16 protein-coding genes and 1 pseudogene are annotated in these 16098 nt (G+C 59.9%); 6 read left to right on the forward strand and 11 right to left on the reverse strand.

Translation table 11 applies throughout. The features are described 5' to 3' along the window. Window positions 1–16 precede the first annotated feature (16 nt). Genes ACLIKD_RS14060 through ACLIKD_RS14075 form a run of 4 tightly spaced genes read right to left on the reverse strand, consistent with a single transcriptional unit; the run spans window position 17 to window position 3915 of the window. Entirely contained in the window at window positions 17–607 is a 591-nt protein-coding gene (locus ACLIKD_RS14060; RefSeq protein ID WP_428825564.1) for an antibiotic biosynthesis monooxygenase, read from the reverse strand. Between the two features lie 20 nt (window positions 608–627). Next, entirely contained in the window at window positions 628–2460 is a 1833-nt protein-coding gene (locus ACLIKD_RS14065; protein WP_428825565.1) for an amidohydrolase, read from the reverse strand. Window positions 2461–2496: 36 nt separating this feature from the next. After that, window positions 2497–3204 (reverse strand): pirin family protein, encoded by a 708-nt coding sequence (locus tag ACLIKD_RS14070; RefSeq protein WP_428825566.1) that lies wholly within the window; start codon window positions 3202–3204, stop codon window positions 2497–2499. Window positions 3205–3261: 57 nt separating this feature from the next. Next, the gene (locus tag ACLIKD_RS14075) at window positions 3262–3915 is read right to left on the reverse strand and encodes a hydrolase (protein ID WP_226416871.1); all 654 of its coding nucleotides are present in this window, start codon (window positions 3913–3915) and stop codon (window positions 3262–3264) included. 109 nt (window positions 3916–4024) lie between these two features. On the opposite strand from ACLIKD_RS14075, the gene ACLIKD_RS14080 reads away from it, so the two are divergent. From ACLIKD_RS14080 to ACLIKD_RS14105, 6 genes and pseudogenes are all read left to right on the forward strand, one after another. Continuing rightward, the gene (locus tag ACLIKD_RS14080; protein ID WP_428825567.1) at window positions 4025–4387 is read left to right on the forward strand and encodes a winged helix-turn-helix transcriptional regulator; all 363 of its coding nucleotides are present in this window, start codon (window positions 4025–4027) and stop codon (window positions 4385–4387) included. 104 nt (window positions 4388–4491) lie between these two features. Beyond that, the gene (locus ACLIKD_RS14085) at window positions 4492–5070 is read left to right on the forward strand and encodes a TMEM175 family protein (RefSeq protein WP_428825568.1); all 579 of its coding nucleotides are present in this window, start codon (window positions 4492–4494) and stop codon (window positions 5068–5070) included. A 161-nt stretch (window positions 5071–5231) separates the two neighbouring features. Continuing rightward, window positions 5232–5492, forward strand: a pseudogene (locus tag ACLIKD_RS14090) (SDR family oxidoreductase); the annotation flags it as partial. Between the two features lie 93 nt (window positions 5493–5585). After that, window positions 5586–6428, forward strand: a complete 843-nt coding sequence (locus tag ACLIKD_RS14095) for an AAA family ATPase (RefSeq protein WP_428825569.1) — start codon at window positions 5586–5588, stop codon at window positions 6426–6428. After that, the gene (locus tag ACLIKD_RS14100; RefSeq protein ID WP_428825570.1) at window positions 6429–7601 is read left to right on the forward strand and encodes a vWA domain-containing protein; all 1173 of its coding nucleotides are present in this window, start codon (window positions 6429–6431) and stop codon (window positions 7599–7601) included. Between the two features lie 92 nt (window positions 7602–7693). Continuing rightward, complete coding sequence (locus tag ACLIKD_RS14105; RefSeq protein WP_428825571.1) at window positions 7694–8980, forward strand: hemolysin family protein; 1287 nt, start codon at window positions 7694–7696, stop codon at window positions 8978–8980. A 38-nt stretch (window positions 8981–9018) separates the two neighbouring features. Here ACLIKD_RS14105 and ACLIKD_RS14110 read toward each other — a convergent pair whose 3' ends face one another. The 7 genes from ACLIKD_RS14110 to nuoI form a co-directional block, all read right to left on the reverse strand. Then, window positions 9019–9561 (reverse strand): NUDIX domain-containing protein, encoded by a 543-nt coding sequence (locus ACLIKD_RS14110; protein WP_428825572.1) that lies wholly within the window; start codon window positions 9559–9561, stop codon window positions 9019–9021. Between the two features lie 66 nt (window positions 9562–9627). Then, the gene (nuoN, locus tag ACLIKD_RS14115) at window positions 9628–11106 is read right to left on the reverse strand and encodes an NADH-quinone oxidoreductase subunit NuoN (protein ID WP_428825573.1); all 1479 of its coding nucleotides are present in this window, start codon (window positions 11104–11106) and stop codon (window positions 9628–9630) included. Between the two features lie 12 nt (window positions 11107–11118). Beyond that, window positions 11119–12603 (reverse strand): NADH-quinone oxidoreductase subunit M, encoded by a 1485-nt coding sequence (locus ACLIKD_RS14120; RefSeq protein ID WP_428825574.1) that lies wholly within the window; start codon window positions 12601–12603, stop codon window positions 11119–11121. 32 nt (window positions 12604–12635) lie between these two features. Beyond that, on the reverse strand, window positions 12636–14663 hold the full coding sequence (gene nuoL, locus ACLIKD_RS14125; RefSeq protein WP_428825575.1) for an NADH-quinone oxidoreductase subunit L: 2028 nt from the start codon (window positions 14661–14663) through the stop codon (window positions 12636–12638). A gap of 2 nt (window positions 14664–14665) precedes the next feature. Continuing rightward, window positions 14666–14977 carry an NADH-quinone oxidoreductase subunit NuoK gene (nuoK, locus tag ACLIKD_RS14130; protein WP_011286724.1) on the reverse strand — a complete coding sequence of 104 codons (312 nt, stop codon included), beginning with the start codon at window positions 14975–14977 and terminating at the stop codon, window positions 14666–14668. A 14-nt stretch (window positions 14978–14991) separates the two neighbouring features. After that, window positions 14992–15588, reverse strand: coding sequence for an NADH-quinone oxidoreductase subunit J (locus ACLIKD_RS14135; protein WP_226416883.1), 597 nt, complete (start codon window positions 15586–15588; stop codon window positions 14992–14994). 12 nt (window positions 15589–15600) lie between these two features. Continuing rightward, the gene (gene nuoI / locus ACLIKD_RS14140) at window positions 15601–16089 is read right to left on the reverse strand and encodes an NADH-quinone oxidoreductase subunit NuoI (RefSeq protein WP_226416884.1); all 489 of its coding nucleotides are present in this window, start codon (window positions 16087–16089) and stop codon (window positions 15601–15603) included. Between the last annotated feature and the right edge of the window lie 9 nt (window positions 16090–16098).

The following is a 16098-nucleotide window of genomic DNA, read 5'->3' on the forward strand; positions in this document are numbered from 1 at the left end:
AGCAGTGCAACAAGCTTCACGACTCGAATAGCCAGCGAGAAACAAGTCGCACGTAACGCGGCATGATCAGAAAGACAACCAACGCGACGATGGTTGCGGCGACGATGCCATGGCTTATCCCCCATGCCCCCAAGACCGGCACGGTTGCGAACACTGGTGTGAAAAGCGGAGGAATCAGCATGGTCAGCGGCCAGATTACCGAGGTGGTAATCAGCCACTGCTTCCACGGCGCCGGCTTTTTCTGCGCCGGGAATGGTGGCGTGAACCAGAATTCGATGCCGGGCTGGATGCGAAACTGGTCGTCACGCTCGAAGGCATCGGCGATCTCGGCCAGCAGGTTGCGGCGGTCGGCCGAACTAGTCCAGCGCTCGGCATCGACGCCGCTGGCAAAGCGAATCAGGATCGAATATTCGTTGTTGCCGGCTGACGGGCGGATGATATGCACGCCCTGGTGCCCGGGATATTCGGCGGCCTTGGCGGCGATAGTGCGCAACCATTGCTCGTAACGGGCGATGGCGTCGGGCCGAACGCTTTGCTGGATCAGCAGGGTAACGCTGGTGTCCGGTGCTGCGCCGCGCCCGGGCGTTGCGGTTTGTTCGTTGCTCATGGTTTGCTTTCCGAGCCCGTTCAAAATGCCCAGCACATGCAGCCGCCGAGCCCGTCATGCTGATGCAGAGGTCCGTGCCGATGGGCCTGGCATGGCGGCGCTGACGCCAAGGCGTTGGCGTGATGCGGCATGAGCGGGGCGCCGTAGCCACCAAAACGGGCGACTGGCGACCACTCCGGCAAAACCGGCAAAGCCGGCGGATCGAGTCGCTGGAATTCCTGCGTGGCGTAAACCGGCTTACCACCGACGATGGTCAAAACCGATTCCAGCGCCTTGATTTCGCTTTCCGGGACGCTGAAGTAGTCGGCCGTAAGCACGCAAAGATCGGCAAACTGGCCGACCGTCAGGCGCCCTTTCTTGTCCGCCTCGCCGGAGAAGCCGGCGCTGCCAACGGTGTACAGGCGGAGCGCTTCTTCCCGACTCAAGCGATTGCTGGCCGGATACAGCGCGAGGCCGCCGCTGGTCCGACCGCTGACCAGCCAGTAGAGCGCGGCGAAGGGGTTGTAGCTGGCGACGCGGGTGGCATCGGTGCCGGCGCCGACGGGGACGCCCATTTCGAGCATGCGGCGGATGGGCGGCGTGCGTTCAGCCGCCTTGGCGCCATAGCGTTGGACAAAGTACTCGCCCTGAAAGGCCATCCGGTGCTGCACAGCGATGCCGCCACCGAGGGCGCTGACGCGCTCGATATTGCGATCGCTGATCGTCTCGGCGTGATCGAAGAACCAGCCAAGGCGGTCGATCGGCACGTCGCGGTGCACTGTCTCCAGCACATCGAGAAAACGGCTGATCGATTCGTCATAGGTGGCGTGCAGTCGGAACGGCCAGTTGTTCGCGGCGAGCAGGCCGACAACCTCGGCGAGCTCGCCTTCCATGGTGGCCGGCAGGTCGGGACGCGGCTCGAGAAAATCCTCGAAGTCGGCAGCGGAAAAAACCAGCATCTCGCCGGCACCGTTGTTCCGATAGAAATCGCTGCCGGCGCCGGGCGCGGTCATCTTCATCCAGCGTGCGAAATCCTGTTTCTCTTCCTTGGGTTTCTGGGTGAACAGGTTGTAGGCGATACGCACCGTCAATGCGCCTTGCCGATCCAGTTCGTCGACTACCTGATAATCGTCCGGATAGTTCTGGAAGCCGCCGCCGGCATCGATGCAACTGGTGACGCCGAGCCGGCTCAGTTCGCGCAGGAAGTGCCGGGTCGAGTTGATCTGGTGCTCGAGCGGCAGTTTCGGCCCCTTGGCCAGCGTCGCATAGAGGATCATCGCATTCGGCTTGGCGAGCAACAGCCCGGTCGGATGACCGGCCTTGTCGCGGGCGATCATGCCACCCGGTGGATCGTGGGTATCGCTGGTGTAGCCGATGGCGCGCAGCGCTGCCTGGTTGAGCATGGCCTGGCAATAGAGATGCAGGATGAAGACGGGGGTGTCCGGCGCCGCGGCGTTGAGTTCGTCGAGGGTGGGCAGGCGGCGTTCGGCAAACTGGAATTCGCTCCACCCGCCGACGACGCGGACCCATTGTCCCGGCGGCGTACGCCGGGCCTGCTCGCGAAGCATCTGCAAGGCCAGGGAGAGTGAAGGGACGCCGTCCCAGCGCAGCTCCAGGTTGTAGTTGAGGCCACCGCGGATCAGGTGCAAATGCGAGTCGTTGAGTCCGGGGATTACCGTGCGCCGACCGAGATCGACGACCCGGGTCAGCGGGCCGCGATGACCGATGATTTCGCCATCATCGCCTATCGCCTGGATCAAGCCCTCGCGGATGGCCAGCGCGGCAACGAAAGGCTGCTGCGGATCGTTGGTGGCGATCCGGCCATTGTGGAGAATGAGATCGGCTTGCACCGCATCGTTGCTGATATTCGCCATGCTGCCTCCAGTGTCGGGTTTGACGGCCGTCGGACCTCAAACGGCATGATCCAGATCGAACAACAGCACTTCCGAGTCGGCTTCGGCAGCGATCACCAGCTCCTGCTCGGCCTCGATCTTGGCGGCATCGCCGGTTTCGAGTCGCACGCCATTGACGCGGACCGCGCCATGCACCACATGCAGGTAGGCGATGCGACCGGCAGCAAGCTGGTGACCTACCTGTTCGTCGGGAGCCAGCAGACTGGCATAGAGATCGGCGTCGCGATGCACGGTGACGCTGCCGGCCCGCCCATCCCGCGAGGCGACCAGACGCAGCTGGCCACGCTTGTCATCCGGCGCGAAAAACTTCTGCTCGTAGCTCGGCGCGATGCCACGGGCCGCCGGCTCGATCCAGATCTGGAGAAAGTGCACCGGCGAGCCCGATGAAGGGTTGAATTCGCTGTGCTGGACGCCGGTGCCGGCGCTCATCCGCTGCACATCGCCGGGGCGGATCACCGTCCCGTTGCCCATGCTGTCCTTGTGCGACAACTCGCCATCCAGCACATAGCTGATGATCTCCATGTCACGGTGGCCATGCGTGCCGAACCCCTGGCCGGGCTCGACACGATCCTCGTTGATGACGCGAAGCGGCCCCCAGCCCATCTGCTGCGGATCGTAATAATCGGCAAAGGAAAAGCTGTGCTGGCTGTGCAGCCAGCCGTGGTCGGCTTGGCCGCGGTCGGAACTCTTGCGCAGGGTAATCATGGCAACCTCGACAGGTGATTTGTGGTCAGGACGTGGCGATACGATGACGCGCGGCGGTCAATGGCCTTCGCCGCCGCCAAACATCGACTTGGCGTAGATCAGGCCGAGGCCATAGCCGCCGCCATGGGCAATCGAGGTGGCAACCGTCTGGTCGTAGGTCTCGCCGCGCGCCCAGTCGCGCTGCAGCTCGAGCAGGTACTGCAGCGCCGTCATCGGCCGGACGCCGGCCTGGATCATGCGTTCCATCGCACGTTGATGGGCTTCGTCCGAGACATCGCCACAGGCATCGGCGATGACATAGACCTCGAAATCCTGATCGAGCGCCGACAGCGTCGGGCCGACGATACAGACCGATGTCCATAGGCCGGCAATCACCACCTTGGCCTTGTCGATCTGATTGACGCGCTCGGCAATCCGCGCGTCTTCCCAGGTGTTCATCGTCGTCCGGTCGATGACCTTGGCGTCGGGGAAGACCGATTTGATTTCATCGAACATCGGGCCGGAAAAGGATTTTTCCGCGACTGTAGTGAGAATGGTGGGAACCTTGAATTCGTGTGCTGCCTTGGCGACCAGCGCGGCGTTGTTGCGCAGCGTGATCGGGTCGATCGACTTGGTGGCAAAGGCCATCTGCGACTGATGATCGATCATGATCAGCAGATGATTGGTCGGGTTCAGCAGGCTTGCTCCGGGGGTCGGGGTGGCGCGAGGCATAATTTTTTCCTTTGCGAATGGAACACTCGTTGTGAGTGCGAGTCGGAAGTCTAGTTGCATGAATTTTTTTAAAAAGTAGGTTCCTCCCGGTAACTATTAGCCATCGATCATGCCCTTACGACCCAAACCCGCAACCCAACCCCCGCTACCCCACGACTGCCCACTAGAGGATGTACTCAGCCTGCTGGCCGGGGCGTGGACCGTCCAGATTCTGTGGTTCCTTCGCGCCGGCCCACGCCGCTTTGGCGATTTGCGCCGCGATCTGACGCGGGTATCCACCAAGGTGCTGACCAATCGCCTGCGCGTCATGCAGCAACACGGCCTGCTTGAGCGGCAAGTCCTGCCCAGCAATCCGCCCCAGGTCGAATACTCGTTGACCCCGATGAGTCGGGAGCTGGAGGCCGTGCTCAACAGCATGGAACAGGTGGGCCGGCGACTGAAACGGCACAGCCTGCAGGAACCGGCCGCCTGAGCAGATAGCATTCGACATTCTTGGCGGGCACCAATCATCGCCGGCGCGGTCTCTGCGACAACGCGGCCGGCGAATAAAGGGAGTGGATGATGGGCAAGGGGCGTTTGGAAGCATTCAGCGATGGCGTACTGGCCATCATCATCACCATCATGGTGCTTGAGTTGAAAGTGCCGCATGGCGAGGAGATCGAAGCTCTGGCTCCGTTGATTCCGGTGTTTTTCAGTTATGTCCTGAGTTTCGTCTACGTCGGCATCTACTGGAATAACCATCACCACATGCTGCATACGGCGCGTGGTGTTACCGGGCCTATCCTCTGGGCCAACCTGCACCTGTTGTTCTGGCTATCGCTGTTCCCCTTCGTCACCGACTGGATGGGGGAGAACCACTTCGCCGCAATGCCTTCGGCTGTCTACGGCGTGGTGCTGTTCATGGCGGCACTGGCCTATCGAATGCTCCAGCGCACCATCATCGCTTCTCAGGGCGACAGTTCTTTACTGAAGATGGCCTTGGGCAGCGACTGGAAAGGGAAAGCTTCCCCGACCGCCTACGCCGTCGCCGTACTCCTGGCCTTCTGGTCGCCATCGTTGGCGCAAGGCCTGTACGTACTGGTGGCACTGATCTGGCTAATTCCCGACCAGCGGATCGAGAAAGCACTGGCCGACAAGGAAGTTCAGGCCGGTTAGGTGTACATGACAAAGACGAAGCGCTTCTGATCGGCAGGCACGCGGCATCCGTCATGGTCCTTGCCGTGCACCTTTCCTCCGTCTAAGAGTGGTGCAGCCCATACCGCTACCCTGGCTGGAGCGTCTATTGCGCAACCAAGGCCGCCCTCGACCAGCACGCCCGCGCGGTAGCGCTGGACGGCTGGGCGAACCTCAAGATCTGCAGCGTGGCGCCGGGCGTCGTCGATACCGACATGCAGGCGGAAATCCGCGCCACCTCGGCCGAGCGTTTCCCGATGCTGGAACGCTTCCAGGCACTCAAGCGCGATGGCCACCTGGCGACGGCGCAGCAGGCTGCCGGCAAACTGGTGGCGCATCTGCTCTCCGACGTTTACGGGGTCAACCCCTTGGCCGATCTGCGTGACCTTCCCGAGGTTTCGTAGAAACCAAAGCGGGGCGCGGGAATCAGAGATTTGCTGCTGATAAGATGCAGGCTCCCGCCGACGGCCGGTGGGCTTTTTCCGGGGTAGGCATTGATGAAATTTGAAGGTACGGACACTTACGTCGCCACCGGCGACCTGACGATGGCGGTCAATGCCGCGATGGTGCTGCAGCGGCCGCTGCTGATCAAGGGCGAGCCGGGCACCGGCAAGACGCTGCTCGCCGAAGAAGTGGCCAGCGTGCTCGGCATGCCGCTCTTCCAGTGGCACATCAAATCGACCACCAAGGCCCAGCAGGGGCTCTACGAATACGATGCAGTATCGCGGCTGCGCGACTCGCAGCTCGGCGATCCGCGTGTCGAGGACATCGGCCATTACATCGTGCATGGCGTGCTGTGGCAGGCCTTTGAATGCGATCAGCCGTCGGTGGTGCTGATCGATGAAATAGACAAGGCCGACATCGAGTTTCCCAACGACCTGCTGCGCGAACTCGACCGCATGGAGTTCCACTGCTACGAGCTGCACCGGACGATCAAGGCCAGGCATCGGCCGTTGATCATCATCACCTCGAACAATGAGAAGGAGCTGCCCGACGCCTTCCTGCGCCGCTGCTTCTTCCACTACATCAAGTTCCCCGACCGGACGACGATGCAGCGCATCGTCGGCGTCCATTTTCCGACCCTCAAGCACGAGTTGTTGAAGGAGGCCCTGGAAGTCTTCTTCGAGTTGCGCGAGGTGCCCGGCCTGAAGAAGAAACCGTCGACCAGCGAATTGATCGACTGGCTGAAACTGCTGCTGGCCGAGGACATCCCGCCCGAGGCGCTGCGCGCCAAGGAAGCGAAGGATGCTATTCCGCCGCTGCACGGCGCGCTGCTCAAGAACGAACAGGACGTCCATCTGTTCGAGCGCCTGGCCTTCATGGCACGCCGCAAGAGCTGAATGCTGGTCGATTTCTTCCTGCATCTGAAGAACCGGCAGTTGCCGGTATCGACCAACGAGCTGCTGGCCCTGCTCGAAGCGCTGCAAGCACGGCTGGTCAGCGGCAGCCTGGACGACTTCTACCTGCTGTCGCGGGCCATCCTGGTCAAGGACGAGGCCTTGTACGACCGCTTCGACCGGGCCTTCGGCGAGTACTTTCATGGCATCGAGGCCCTGCCCGGCTTCGCCGCGACGATCCCGGAAGAATGGCTGGAACTGGCGGCCCGCCGCCATCTGTCGGAGGAAGACCGGGCCCGGCTGGAGAAGCTCGGTTACGAGAAGCTGTTCGAGCAATTGCAGCAGCGGCTGGCCGAGCAGAAGGAACGCCATGCCGGCGGCAGCAAGTGGATCGGCACCGGCGGCACCTCGCCGTTCGGCCATGGCGGCTACCACCCGGAAGGCGTGCGCATCGGCGGCGAGTCGGTCGGCAACCGCACGGCGATCAAGGTCTGGGAGCAGCGCGAGTTCCGCAATCTCGACGATACGGTCGATCTCGGCGTGCGCAACATCAAGGTCGCCTTGCGCCGGCTCCGCCGTTTCGCGCGCAAAGGCGCCGCCACCGAACTCGATCTCGACGGCACCATCGCCGGTACCGCCCGCAACGGCGGCTGGCTCGACCTGCAGTTGCGCCCCGAGCGCCACAACGCCATCAAGGTCCTCCTCTTCCTCGATATCGGCGGCTCGATGGATGACCACATCGCGGCCTGCGAGGAGCTGTTCTCGGCCGCCCGCAGCGAGTTCAAGCACCTGGAACATTTCTACTTCCACAACTGCGTCTATGAAGGCGTGTGGAAAGACAACCGGCGGCGCCATGATGAAAAACTGTCGACCTGGGATGTCATTCACACCTACGGCCCCGACTACAAACTGATTTTCGTCGGCGATGCCAGCATGAGCCCTTACGAAATTTCCTACCCCGGCGGCAGCGTCGAGCACTGGAACGAGGAGGCCGGCGCGCTCTGGCTGGAACGCCTGCTCGCCACCTGGGCCCACGCCGCCTGGCTCAATCCCTTGCCGGAAGCCGACTGGAGTTACACGCCGTCGATACAGATGGTTCAGCAATTGATCGGCAAACGGATGTTTCCGCTGACCATCGACGGCCTGGAACAGGCCATGCGCAGCCTGTCGAGGTAGAACGGGCGCCTCCGTTGCCGGTAGAATGAGATGAGCGAGGCGCAACCCGGCAATGGCTCCGCCCCGGCCCGATCGACGGAAGGAAAGCCCGTATGGAAATCTGGATTCTGGTCGCACTGATCCTCAGTTGCGGTGTGCTGGCCATGGCTGAAATGGCCGTCGGCGCCAGCCGCATTTCCCATCTCGCCATGCGCGCCGAACAGGGTTCGACGGCAGCCGCGGCGGTACTCGGATTTCGCCAGCATGCCAGCCGTCTGTTGGCCACCACGCAGCTCGGCATCACCGCTCTTGCCATGCTCTCCGGCGTCTATGGCGAAGCGCTCTGGGTGCCCCGCCTGCAGGCCTCGATTGGCGAGGCCCTGCCGGTCGCAGATAGCCTGGCCTACGCGATTGCGCTGGGTTTGGTCGTCACCGTGATCACTTTCTTTTCCATCGTCTTCGGCGAAGTAATCCCGAAGCGCCTGGCCCTGGCCCATCCGGAAGCCCTTGCCGAGTCGCTGGCCGGCCTGATCACCTTGTTGCTCAAGCTCGCCCACCCGCTGGTCATTGTCGTTTCCAAAACGGCCGACTGGGTACTCCAGCTGTTTCCCTTTAAAGGCAGCGCCGAGGCCACCGCCTCCGACGAAATCCGTTTCCTGATCGAAGCCGGACGCAAGGAAGGCAATCTCGACCAGACCGAGAGCGAAATTCTCGGCAACGTCTTTCGCCTGGATAACCGCTGCGTCGCCGGCATCATGACCCCGGCGGCGGCCATCGCCTGCCTCGACTTGAGCCTGCCGCGCGAAGAGAACCTGAAAGTGCTGCAACAACGCCCGGTGTCGCGTTTTCTGCTGTGCAAGGGTGGGATATCGAACGCGCTGGGTTTTGTCAAAAGCCGGGAATTGCTGCAGGAACTGCTGAACGGCAACAATCTCGATTTCGGCAAGCTGTCGCCGATGCCGCCGCACTATGTTCCCGGGACGCTGTCGCTGATCGGCCTGCTCGAGTTCTTCAAGGAAAAGCAGACCCGATCGGCGCTGGTCGCCAACGAATTCGGTGTTACCGAAGGGCTGGTGACCCTCTCCGACCTGATGGGCACGGTGGTCGGCGACGTTCTTTCCGGCGCGGTCGAAACGCCTCTGGCGCTTCAGCGAACCGATGGTAGCTGGTTACTCGACGGCTTGCTGGCCATCGACGAGATGAAGGTGCTACTCGGCATCAAGGAGTTGCCGGAAGAGGATCTCGGCAACTACCACACGGTCGGCGGTTTCATCATCGTTCACCTCGGGCGGATTCCCAAGAAAACCGAATCGTTCGACTGGGCCGGCTGGCATTTCGAAATCATGGATATGGAGAAGAACCGGGTGGACGAGGTGCTCGCCACCCGCAGCGTCGGCTGATCAGCGCCGCGGCGGCGCCCCGGCGCGTTCGCCCGAAATCAAGGCCGGGCGAGCCAGAACAAGGCGGTGACGGTCTTCGCGTCGGTAATCTGGCCGCTCCACACCGCCTGCCTGGCTGCCTCCGGCGACAGTTCGACCACTTCGAGAAATTCGTTGTGATCGAGTTGCTTTTCGCCGGCCAGATGCAGGCCGCGGGCACTGAATATCTCGATCCGTTCGTCGGAATAGCCGATGCACGGGTGCATTACCCCGAGATACTCCCATTCGCTGGCCGTATAGCCCGTCTCTTCAAGCAATTCGCGGCGCGCCGTATCGATGATCGCTTCGCCCGGATCGATTTTTCCGGCCGGCAATTCAAGGAACACCCGGCGTAGCGGGTAGCGAAACTGCCGTTCGAAAAGCAGGTTGCCATTTTCCAGGAAGGCCAACACCACCACAGCGCCGGGATGCACGATGTATTCGCGGATCGACTCCTTGCCATTCGGCAACAGAACCTTATCCTTGCGCACCTCGAGCAGGGCGCCTTTAAAAACCGTGGTGCTGGAAATCTCCGATTCAATCAGGTGGGCGTCGTGCGACATATCAATCTCCGAAAAGCAAAACGCCCCGGCCAGCGGGGCGTTTACAAACGATGGTTCAGCCTTGCATCAGAGCGAACGCAGCAGCGCGTAGGCACACAGCGACATGATGACCTGCGGGAAGATGCCGAGGAAGGCGACCGCCAGGCCGTTGACCGAAATCAGGATGCGCATATCCAAACCAGCGGTCAGTGGCGTTTCGTCGACCGGAGCGTCGAAGTACATCAGCTTGACGACACGCAGGTAGTAGAAGGCGCCGATCAGCGAGAAGAAGACGGCGACGATGGCCAGCCACATGTAGTCGGCGGCGACCACGGCCTGCAGCACCGAGAACTTGGCGAAGAAACCGATGAAGAACGGCACCCCGGCCATCGAGAACATCAGCATCAGCATGATGCCGGCAAACCACGGGCTGCGCTTGTTCAGACCACGGAAATCATCGAGGTTGTCGGCTTCGAAACCGGCCTTGGCCATCAGCAGGATCATGCCGAAGGTACCCATGCTCATCAGCACATAGGCGATCACGTAGAACATCGCCGAACTGTAGGCATTGAGGGCATAGCGCGCGTCGCCACTGACCACGCCGGTGGTGATGCCGAGCAGCATGAAGCCCATGTGGGAAATCGCCGAATACGCGAGCATCCGCTTCAGGTTGGTCTGGGCGATGGCCGCCAGATTACCGATGGCCATCGACAACACCGACAGGATGATCAGCATGGCCTGCCAGTCGGCCGCCATGGTGATCAGGCCATTGACCAGCAAACGCATGACGATGGCGAAAGCCGCCAGCTTCGGGGCCGAGCCGATCAGCAGCGTCACAGAAGTCGGCGCACCGTGGTAGACGTCGGGAATCCACATGTGGAACGGCACCACGCCGAGCTTGAAGGCCAGACCGGAAACCAGGAAGACCAGACCGAAAACCAGCACGGTCTTGTTAACCCCGCCGCCATACAGACGTTCGGCGATGGCGGTGATTTCCAGCGTGCCGGTCGCCCCGTAGATCATCGACATGCCGTACAGCAGCAGGCCGGAGGCCAAGGCGCCAAGAACAAAATACTTCATGGCCGCCTCGGTCGAGGCCACCGAGTCACGGTTCATTGCCACCATCGCATAGAGCGACAGCGAAAGAAGTTCGAGACCGATGTAGATCGTCAGGAAGTGGTTGGCCGAAATCATGACCATCATGCCGAGCGTGGCAAGCAGCGTCAGCACGTAGTACTCGCCCTTGTTCATCGACTCGCGGTCGATGACGTAGGTCCGGGAGTAGAACAGCACGATCACCACGGTCATGTAGAGGAACAGCTTCAACAGATCCGCCATCAAATCGTCCACGAACATGTTGCTGAACGTATAGACGATTTCGCCGGTACTGGTCCCGAACTGAATGGCGGCGCAGCCAATCAGGGTCAGTTGAGTCAGCGCAAACGTAACGGTGCGCCGACTGTCCTTGACCAGGAGATCAATCATCAGAATGGCCAGGGCCATCGCTGCCAGAAACATTTCCGGAGCGGCGGGCAGGAGATCAGGGACAACGAAATTCTCGAACATGTCGGCTACCGTTTATTGAATCTTGCTGATGGCAACGTGACGCAGCAGGTCGTTGACCGAGGCGTGCATAACTTCAGTGAATGGTTGCGGGTACAGACCCATCCACAGGGTACAGATGGCCAGCACGCCAAGAATGGCGAACTCGCGCTTGTTGATGTCGGTCAGTTCCGCCACGTGGTCGTTGGCCACATCGCCGAAAATCACGCGCTTGTACATCCAGAGCGTATAAGCCGCACCGATGATCAGCGATGTCGCGGCTGCAAAGGCCACCCAGAAGTTGAACTTGACGGCACCGAGAATAATCATGAACTCGCCGACGAAGCCGGAGGTGGCCGGCAAACCGGCGTTGGCCATGGAAAACAGCATGAACAGTGCGGCGAACTTCGGCATGGTGTTGACCACACCGCCGTAATCGGCGATCTGCCGGCTGTGGAGACGGTCGTACATGACGCCGATACAGAAGAACATCGCGCCGGAGACAAAGCCGTGGGAGACCATCTGAACCAAGGCGCCTTCGATACCCATCGAGCTGAACATGAAGAAGCCCAGGGTCACGAAGCCCATGTGGGCGATCGAGGAATAGGCCACCAGCTTCTTCATGTCTTCCTGGACCAGCGCGACGAAGCCGATATAGACAACGGCGATCAGCGACAGCGCAACGACCAGCCCGGACAATTCGTGCGAGGCATCCGGAGCGATCGGCAGCGAAAACCGCAGGAAACCGTAGGCACCGAGCTTCAGAGCGATGGCTGCCAGCACGATCGAGCCGCCGGTCGGCGCTTCGACGTGGGCATCCGGCAACCAGGTATGGACCGGCCACATCGGCACCTTGACCGCGAAAGCAATCAGGAAGGCAAGGAAAAGCCAGATCTGCGGTCCCAGTTCGATCGGCAGCTTGTGCCATTCAAGAATCGAGAAGCTGCCACCGGAATGGATGAACAGATACATCAGCGACAGCAGCAGCAGCAGCGAACCGAACAGCGTGTAAAGGAAGAACTTGAATGCGGCATAAACCCGGTTCGGCCCCCCCCAGACACCGATGATCAGATAGAGCGGAATCAGCGAGGCCTCGAAGAAAACATAGAACAGCACGCCATCAACCGAGGCAAAAATACCGTTCATCAGGCCGGACATGATCAGGAATGCCGCGTTGTACTGGGCAACCTTCTGCTTGATGACTTCCCAGCCGGCCGCAACGACGATGATGGTGATGAAGGCGTTGAGCAGGACGAAGAGCATCGAGATGCCATCGACGCCGAGGTGGTAATTGATGTTGAAGCGGGGAATCCAGCTCTTCAATTCGACGAACTGCATGCCGCCATTGGCGACGTCGAAGCTGGTCCACAACGGGATGGTGACGAGAAAACTGACAATCGCACCAAACAGGGCAAGCATCCTTGCCAGTGGTGCATTCCGGTCAGATCCGGTGGCGAGCACCGCCACACCGGCGACGATCGGAATCCAGATGGCGAAAGATAGCAGCGGGTAAGTCGACATGTTATTCCTTGCTTTTCTGCGAACTATTCACGCTAGGCGCGGTTGATCCACAGGGTCATCAGCACAAAGACGCCGATGATCATGGTGAAAGCGTAGTGATAGACATAACCGGTCTGGAACAGACGGGTTATTGAGGCAATCCAGCTGACAAGCTTGGCGGATCCATTGACAACGAATCCGTCAATTACGGCGACATCGCCACCCCGCCACAACGCTTTCCCGAGGACACGCGAACCACCGGCCAGGACGAACTCATTGATCTTGTCGAAGTAGTATTTATTCTCAAGCAGCGTGTTGATAGCCGAGAACCGGCGCTGGATAGCTGCCGGAATATCCGGACGCTTCATGTAGAAGAACCAGGACAACACCACGCCGGCCAGAGCAAGGTAGAGGGGCAGCCCGGTGAGAGCATGGACGCCCATTGCCGCGGCGCTGTGGAATTCCTCAAGGAAGGTGCTGAGAGCCGGATGGGCCACGTTATCGACATGAATAACGCCCTTGAAGTAATCGCCGGCCAGCATCGGACCGATTGCCAGGTAGCCAATAACCACAGACGGAATGGCCAGCAAAACAAGCGGCAAGGTAATGACCCATGGGGTCTCATGCGGCTTCTGGCCGGGGGCCAGACCGTGATGATGATCCTGCGAAGTTTCTTCGTCGTCATGATCGCCGTGGTGATCATGCGCCGCCTTGCCGAACCGTTCTTCGCCGTGGAAAACCAGGAAGTACATCCGGAAGGAATAGAAGGCTGTGACAAAAACGCCAGCCAACACCGCAAAGTAAGCGAAACCGGAGCCGGGAATATTGGAGAGCTTCACCACATCAATGATCGAGTCCTTGGAATAGAACCCGGCCATGAAAGGCGTACCGATCAAAGCCAGCGAACCGATCAGCGAGGTAATCCAGGTAATCGGCATGTACTTGCGCAGGCCGCCCATGTTGCGGATGTCCTGATCGTGATGCATCCCGATGATTACCGAGCCGGCAGCGAGGAAGAGTAGTGCCTTGAAGAAGGCATGGGTCATCAGATGGAATATCGCCACCGAATATGCCGATGCGCCGAGCGCGACCGTCATGTAACCCAGCTGGGAGAGCGTCGAATAAGCGACAACCCGCTTGATATCATTCTGGATGATGCCGAGGAAACCCATGAACAATGCGGTAATCGCGCCAATCACGATGACGAAGGAGAGCGCCGTGGTTGACAGTTCGAACAGCGGCGACATCCGGGCTACCATGAAGATGCCGGCGGTCACCATCGTCGCCGCGTGAATCAGCGCGGAGATCGGGGTCGGGCCTTCCATCGAATCGGGCAGCCAGACGTGCAACGGTACCTGGGCCGACTTGCCCATGGCGCCGATGAACAGGCAGATACAGGTAGCAGTCATCAGCGACACGCTGGAGCCTTGGCCGAACAGCGCGATGCTCGCATTCGCCAACTCGGGAGCCTTGGCGAATACCGTCGCATAATCGAGCGAGCCGAAATAAGCCAGGACCAGACCGATACCGAGAATGAAGCCGAAGTCACCGACGCGGTTGACCAGGAAAGCCTTCATGTTGGCGAAAATCGCCGTCGGGCGGGTGTACCAGAAACCGATCAGCAGGTAGGAGACAAGACCGACGGCCTCCCAGCCGAAGAAGAGCTGCATGAAGTTGTTGGCCATCACCAGCATCAGCATGGAGAAGGTGAACAACGAGATGTAGCTGAAGAAACGGTTGTAGCCCGGGTCTTCCTGCATGTAACCGATGGTGTAGATGTGCACCATCAACGACACGAAGGTGACGACCAGCATCATCGTGGTGGTCAGCGTGTCGATCAGAAAGCCGACTTCGAACTTGTAGTCGCCACTGGTCAGCCAGGTATAGACGGTACCGTTGAAGGTATGACCGGCCTGGACGTCCTGGAAGATGACCAGGGAGGTGACGAAGGCAATGGCCACGCCGGCGATGGTAGCCGTATGGGCAACCCAGCGCGGGATGACGCGGCAGAAGAGGCCGGCGATCATTGCGCCGATCAACGGCGCAAGGGGCACGAGCAGGTAGAGTTTTTGCATTTCCATGTTTAACCCTTCAGGCTGCCCAGGTCATCCACATGGATGCTCTTGAGGTTGCGGAACAGCACGATCAGAATGGCCAGACCGATTGCCGATTCAGCAGCGGCAACCGTCAGGATGAAGAAGACGAAGATCTGGCCGGACAAGTCCTGCAGGTAATGGGAGAACGCCACGAAGTTCATATTGACCGCAAGCAGCATCAACTCGATAGCCATCAGTAGCACGAGCAGGTTTTTCCGGTTCAGGAATATACCGACCACGCTGATCGCGAAGAGGATCGCGCCCAAAATCAGGAAGTGCGAAAGTGAAAGAGTAAGCATTGGTGCCCCGGGGTTCAGTCTTTTTCAACCGGCATTTGCAGGACGCGGATACGATCCTTCGCCTTGACGAAGACCTGCTCATTCGGATTGGTGTACTTTGATTTCTTCGGACCGCGGTAGGTCAGAACAATTGCCGCGATCATGCCGACCAGCAGGATGATCGATGCCAGTTCGAAGGGATAGACATATTCGCTGAACATCAAGCGACCGATTTCCTTGGTATTGGAAATACCGGCCGGTGTCATGGCCTCTGCTGCGGGCACCTGAAAATACTTGCTGCCCAGCACCAGACCCATTTCCAGAACCATCAGTACACCCAGCACGGCCCCTAAAGGAAGATAGTTCCAGAAGCCTTGGCGAATTCGATCCATGTTGATGTCGAGCATCATCACGACGAAGAGGAACAACACCATCACCGCGCCGACATAAACCAGAATCAGCGCAATGGCCAGAAACTCGGCTTGCAGCAATGCCCAGATGCCGCCGCAGGTAAAGAAAGCGAGAATCAGGTGCAATGCAGCGTGCACCGGGTTCCGCGCGGTGATCACGCGCAGGCTGGCAACAATCAGAATCGCTGACAGGAAGAAGAAAACCAGGGTTTGAAAATCCATCGCTAGTGCCTGTTATCGGTAAGGTGCGTCAAGTTGGCGATCTTCGGCGATCTGCGCCTCGTAACGGTCACCGTTGGCCAGCAGCATTTGCTTGGTGTAATAGAGATCACCACGCTTTTCGCCGTGATATTCGAATACCCGGGTCTCGACCACCGCATCGACCGGACAAGCCTCTTCGCAGAAGCCGCAGAAAATGCATTTGGTCAGATCGATGTCGTAGCGGGTGGTACGGCGTGAGCCGTCGTCGCGCGGTTCAGCTTCGATCGTAATCGCCAGAGCCGGGCAAATTGCTTCGCACAGCTTGCAGGCGATGCACCGCTCTTCACCATTCGGATAGCGACGCAGCGCATGCAGACCGCGGAAACGGAAACTCTGCGGTGTCTTCTCTTCAGGATACTGAACGGTGATTTTGCGGGCAAAGAAATATTTACCCGTGACCGCCATGCCTTTCAACAACTCCTTGAGGAGGAGGCTGTTGAAGATTTCCTTCATCGAACCCATGAATCTCTC

This window comes from Azonexus sp. IMCC34842 (assembly GCF_050368855.1).
Classification (GTDB): domain Bacteria; phylum Pseudomonadota; class Gammaproteobacteria; order Burkholderiales; family Rhodocyclaceae; genus Azonexus; species Azonexus denitrificans_A.

Coding starts and splice junctions, on each gene's coding strand:
- nuoL (WP_428825575.1), bottom strand. CDS start 14,663: ATGGAAATGCAAAAACTCTACCTGCTCGTGCCCCTTGCGCCGTTGATC.
- ACLIKD_RS14065 (WP_428825565.1), bottom strand. CDS start 2,460: ATGGCGAATATCAGCAACGATGCGGTGCAAGCCGATCTCATTCTCCAC.
- ACLIKD_RS14120 (WP_428825574.1), bottom strand. CDS start 12,603: ATGTCGACTTACCCGCTGCTATCTTTCGCCATCTGGATTCCGATCGTC.
- ACLIKD_RS14100 (WP_428825570.1), top strand. CDS start 6,429: ATGCTGGTCGATTTCTTCCTGCATCTGAAGAACCGGCAGTTGCCGGTA.
- ACLIKD_RS14095 (WP_428825569.1), top strand. CDS start 5,586: ATGAAATTTGAAGGTACGGACACTTACGTCGCCACCGGCGACCTGACG.
- nuoK (WP_011286724.1), bottom strand. CDS start 14,977: ATGCTTACTCTTTCACTTTCGCACTTCCTGATTTTGGGCGCGATCCTC.
- ACLIKD_RS14080 (WP_428825567.1), top strand. CDS start 4,025: ATGCCCTTACGACCCAAACCCGCAACCCAACCCCCGCTACCCCACGAC.
- ACLIKD_RS14110 (WP_428825572.1), bottom strand. CDS start 9,561: ATGTCGCACGACGCCCACCTGATTGAATCGGAGATTTCCAGCACCACG.
- ACLIKD_RS14075 (WP_226416871.1), bottom strand. CDS start 3,915: ATGCCTCGCGCCACCCCGACCCCCGGAGCAAGCCTGCTGAACCCGACC.
- ACLIKD_RS14135 (WP_226416883.1), bottom strand. CDS start 15,588: ATGGATTTTCAAACCCTGGTTTTCTTCTTCCTGTCAGCGATTCTGATT.
- nuoI (WP_226416884.1), bottom strand. CDS start 16,089: ATGGGTTCGATGAAGGAAATCTTCAACAGCCTCCTCCTCAAGGAGTTG.
- ACLIKD_RS14070 (WP_428825566.1), bottom strand. CDS start 3,204: ATGATTACCCTGCGCAAGAGTTCCGACCGCGGCCAAGCCGACCACGGC.
- ACLIKD_RS14060 (WP_428825564.1), bottom strand. CDS start 607: ATGAGCAACGAACAAACCGCAACGCCCGGGCGCGGCGCAGCACCGGAC.
- ACLIKD_RS14105 (WP_428825571.1), top strand. CDS start 7,694: ATGGAAATCTGGATTCTGGTCGCACTGATCCTCAGTTGCGGTGTGCTG.
- nuoN (WP_428825573.1), bottom strand. CDS start 11,106: ATGTTCGAGAATTTCGTTGTCCCTGATCTCCTGCCCGCCGCTCCGGAA.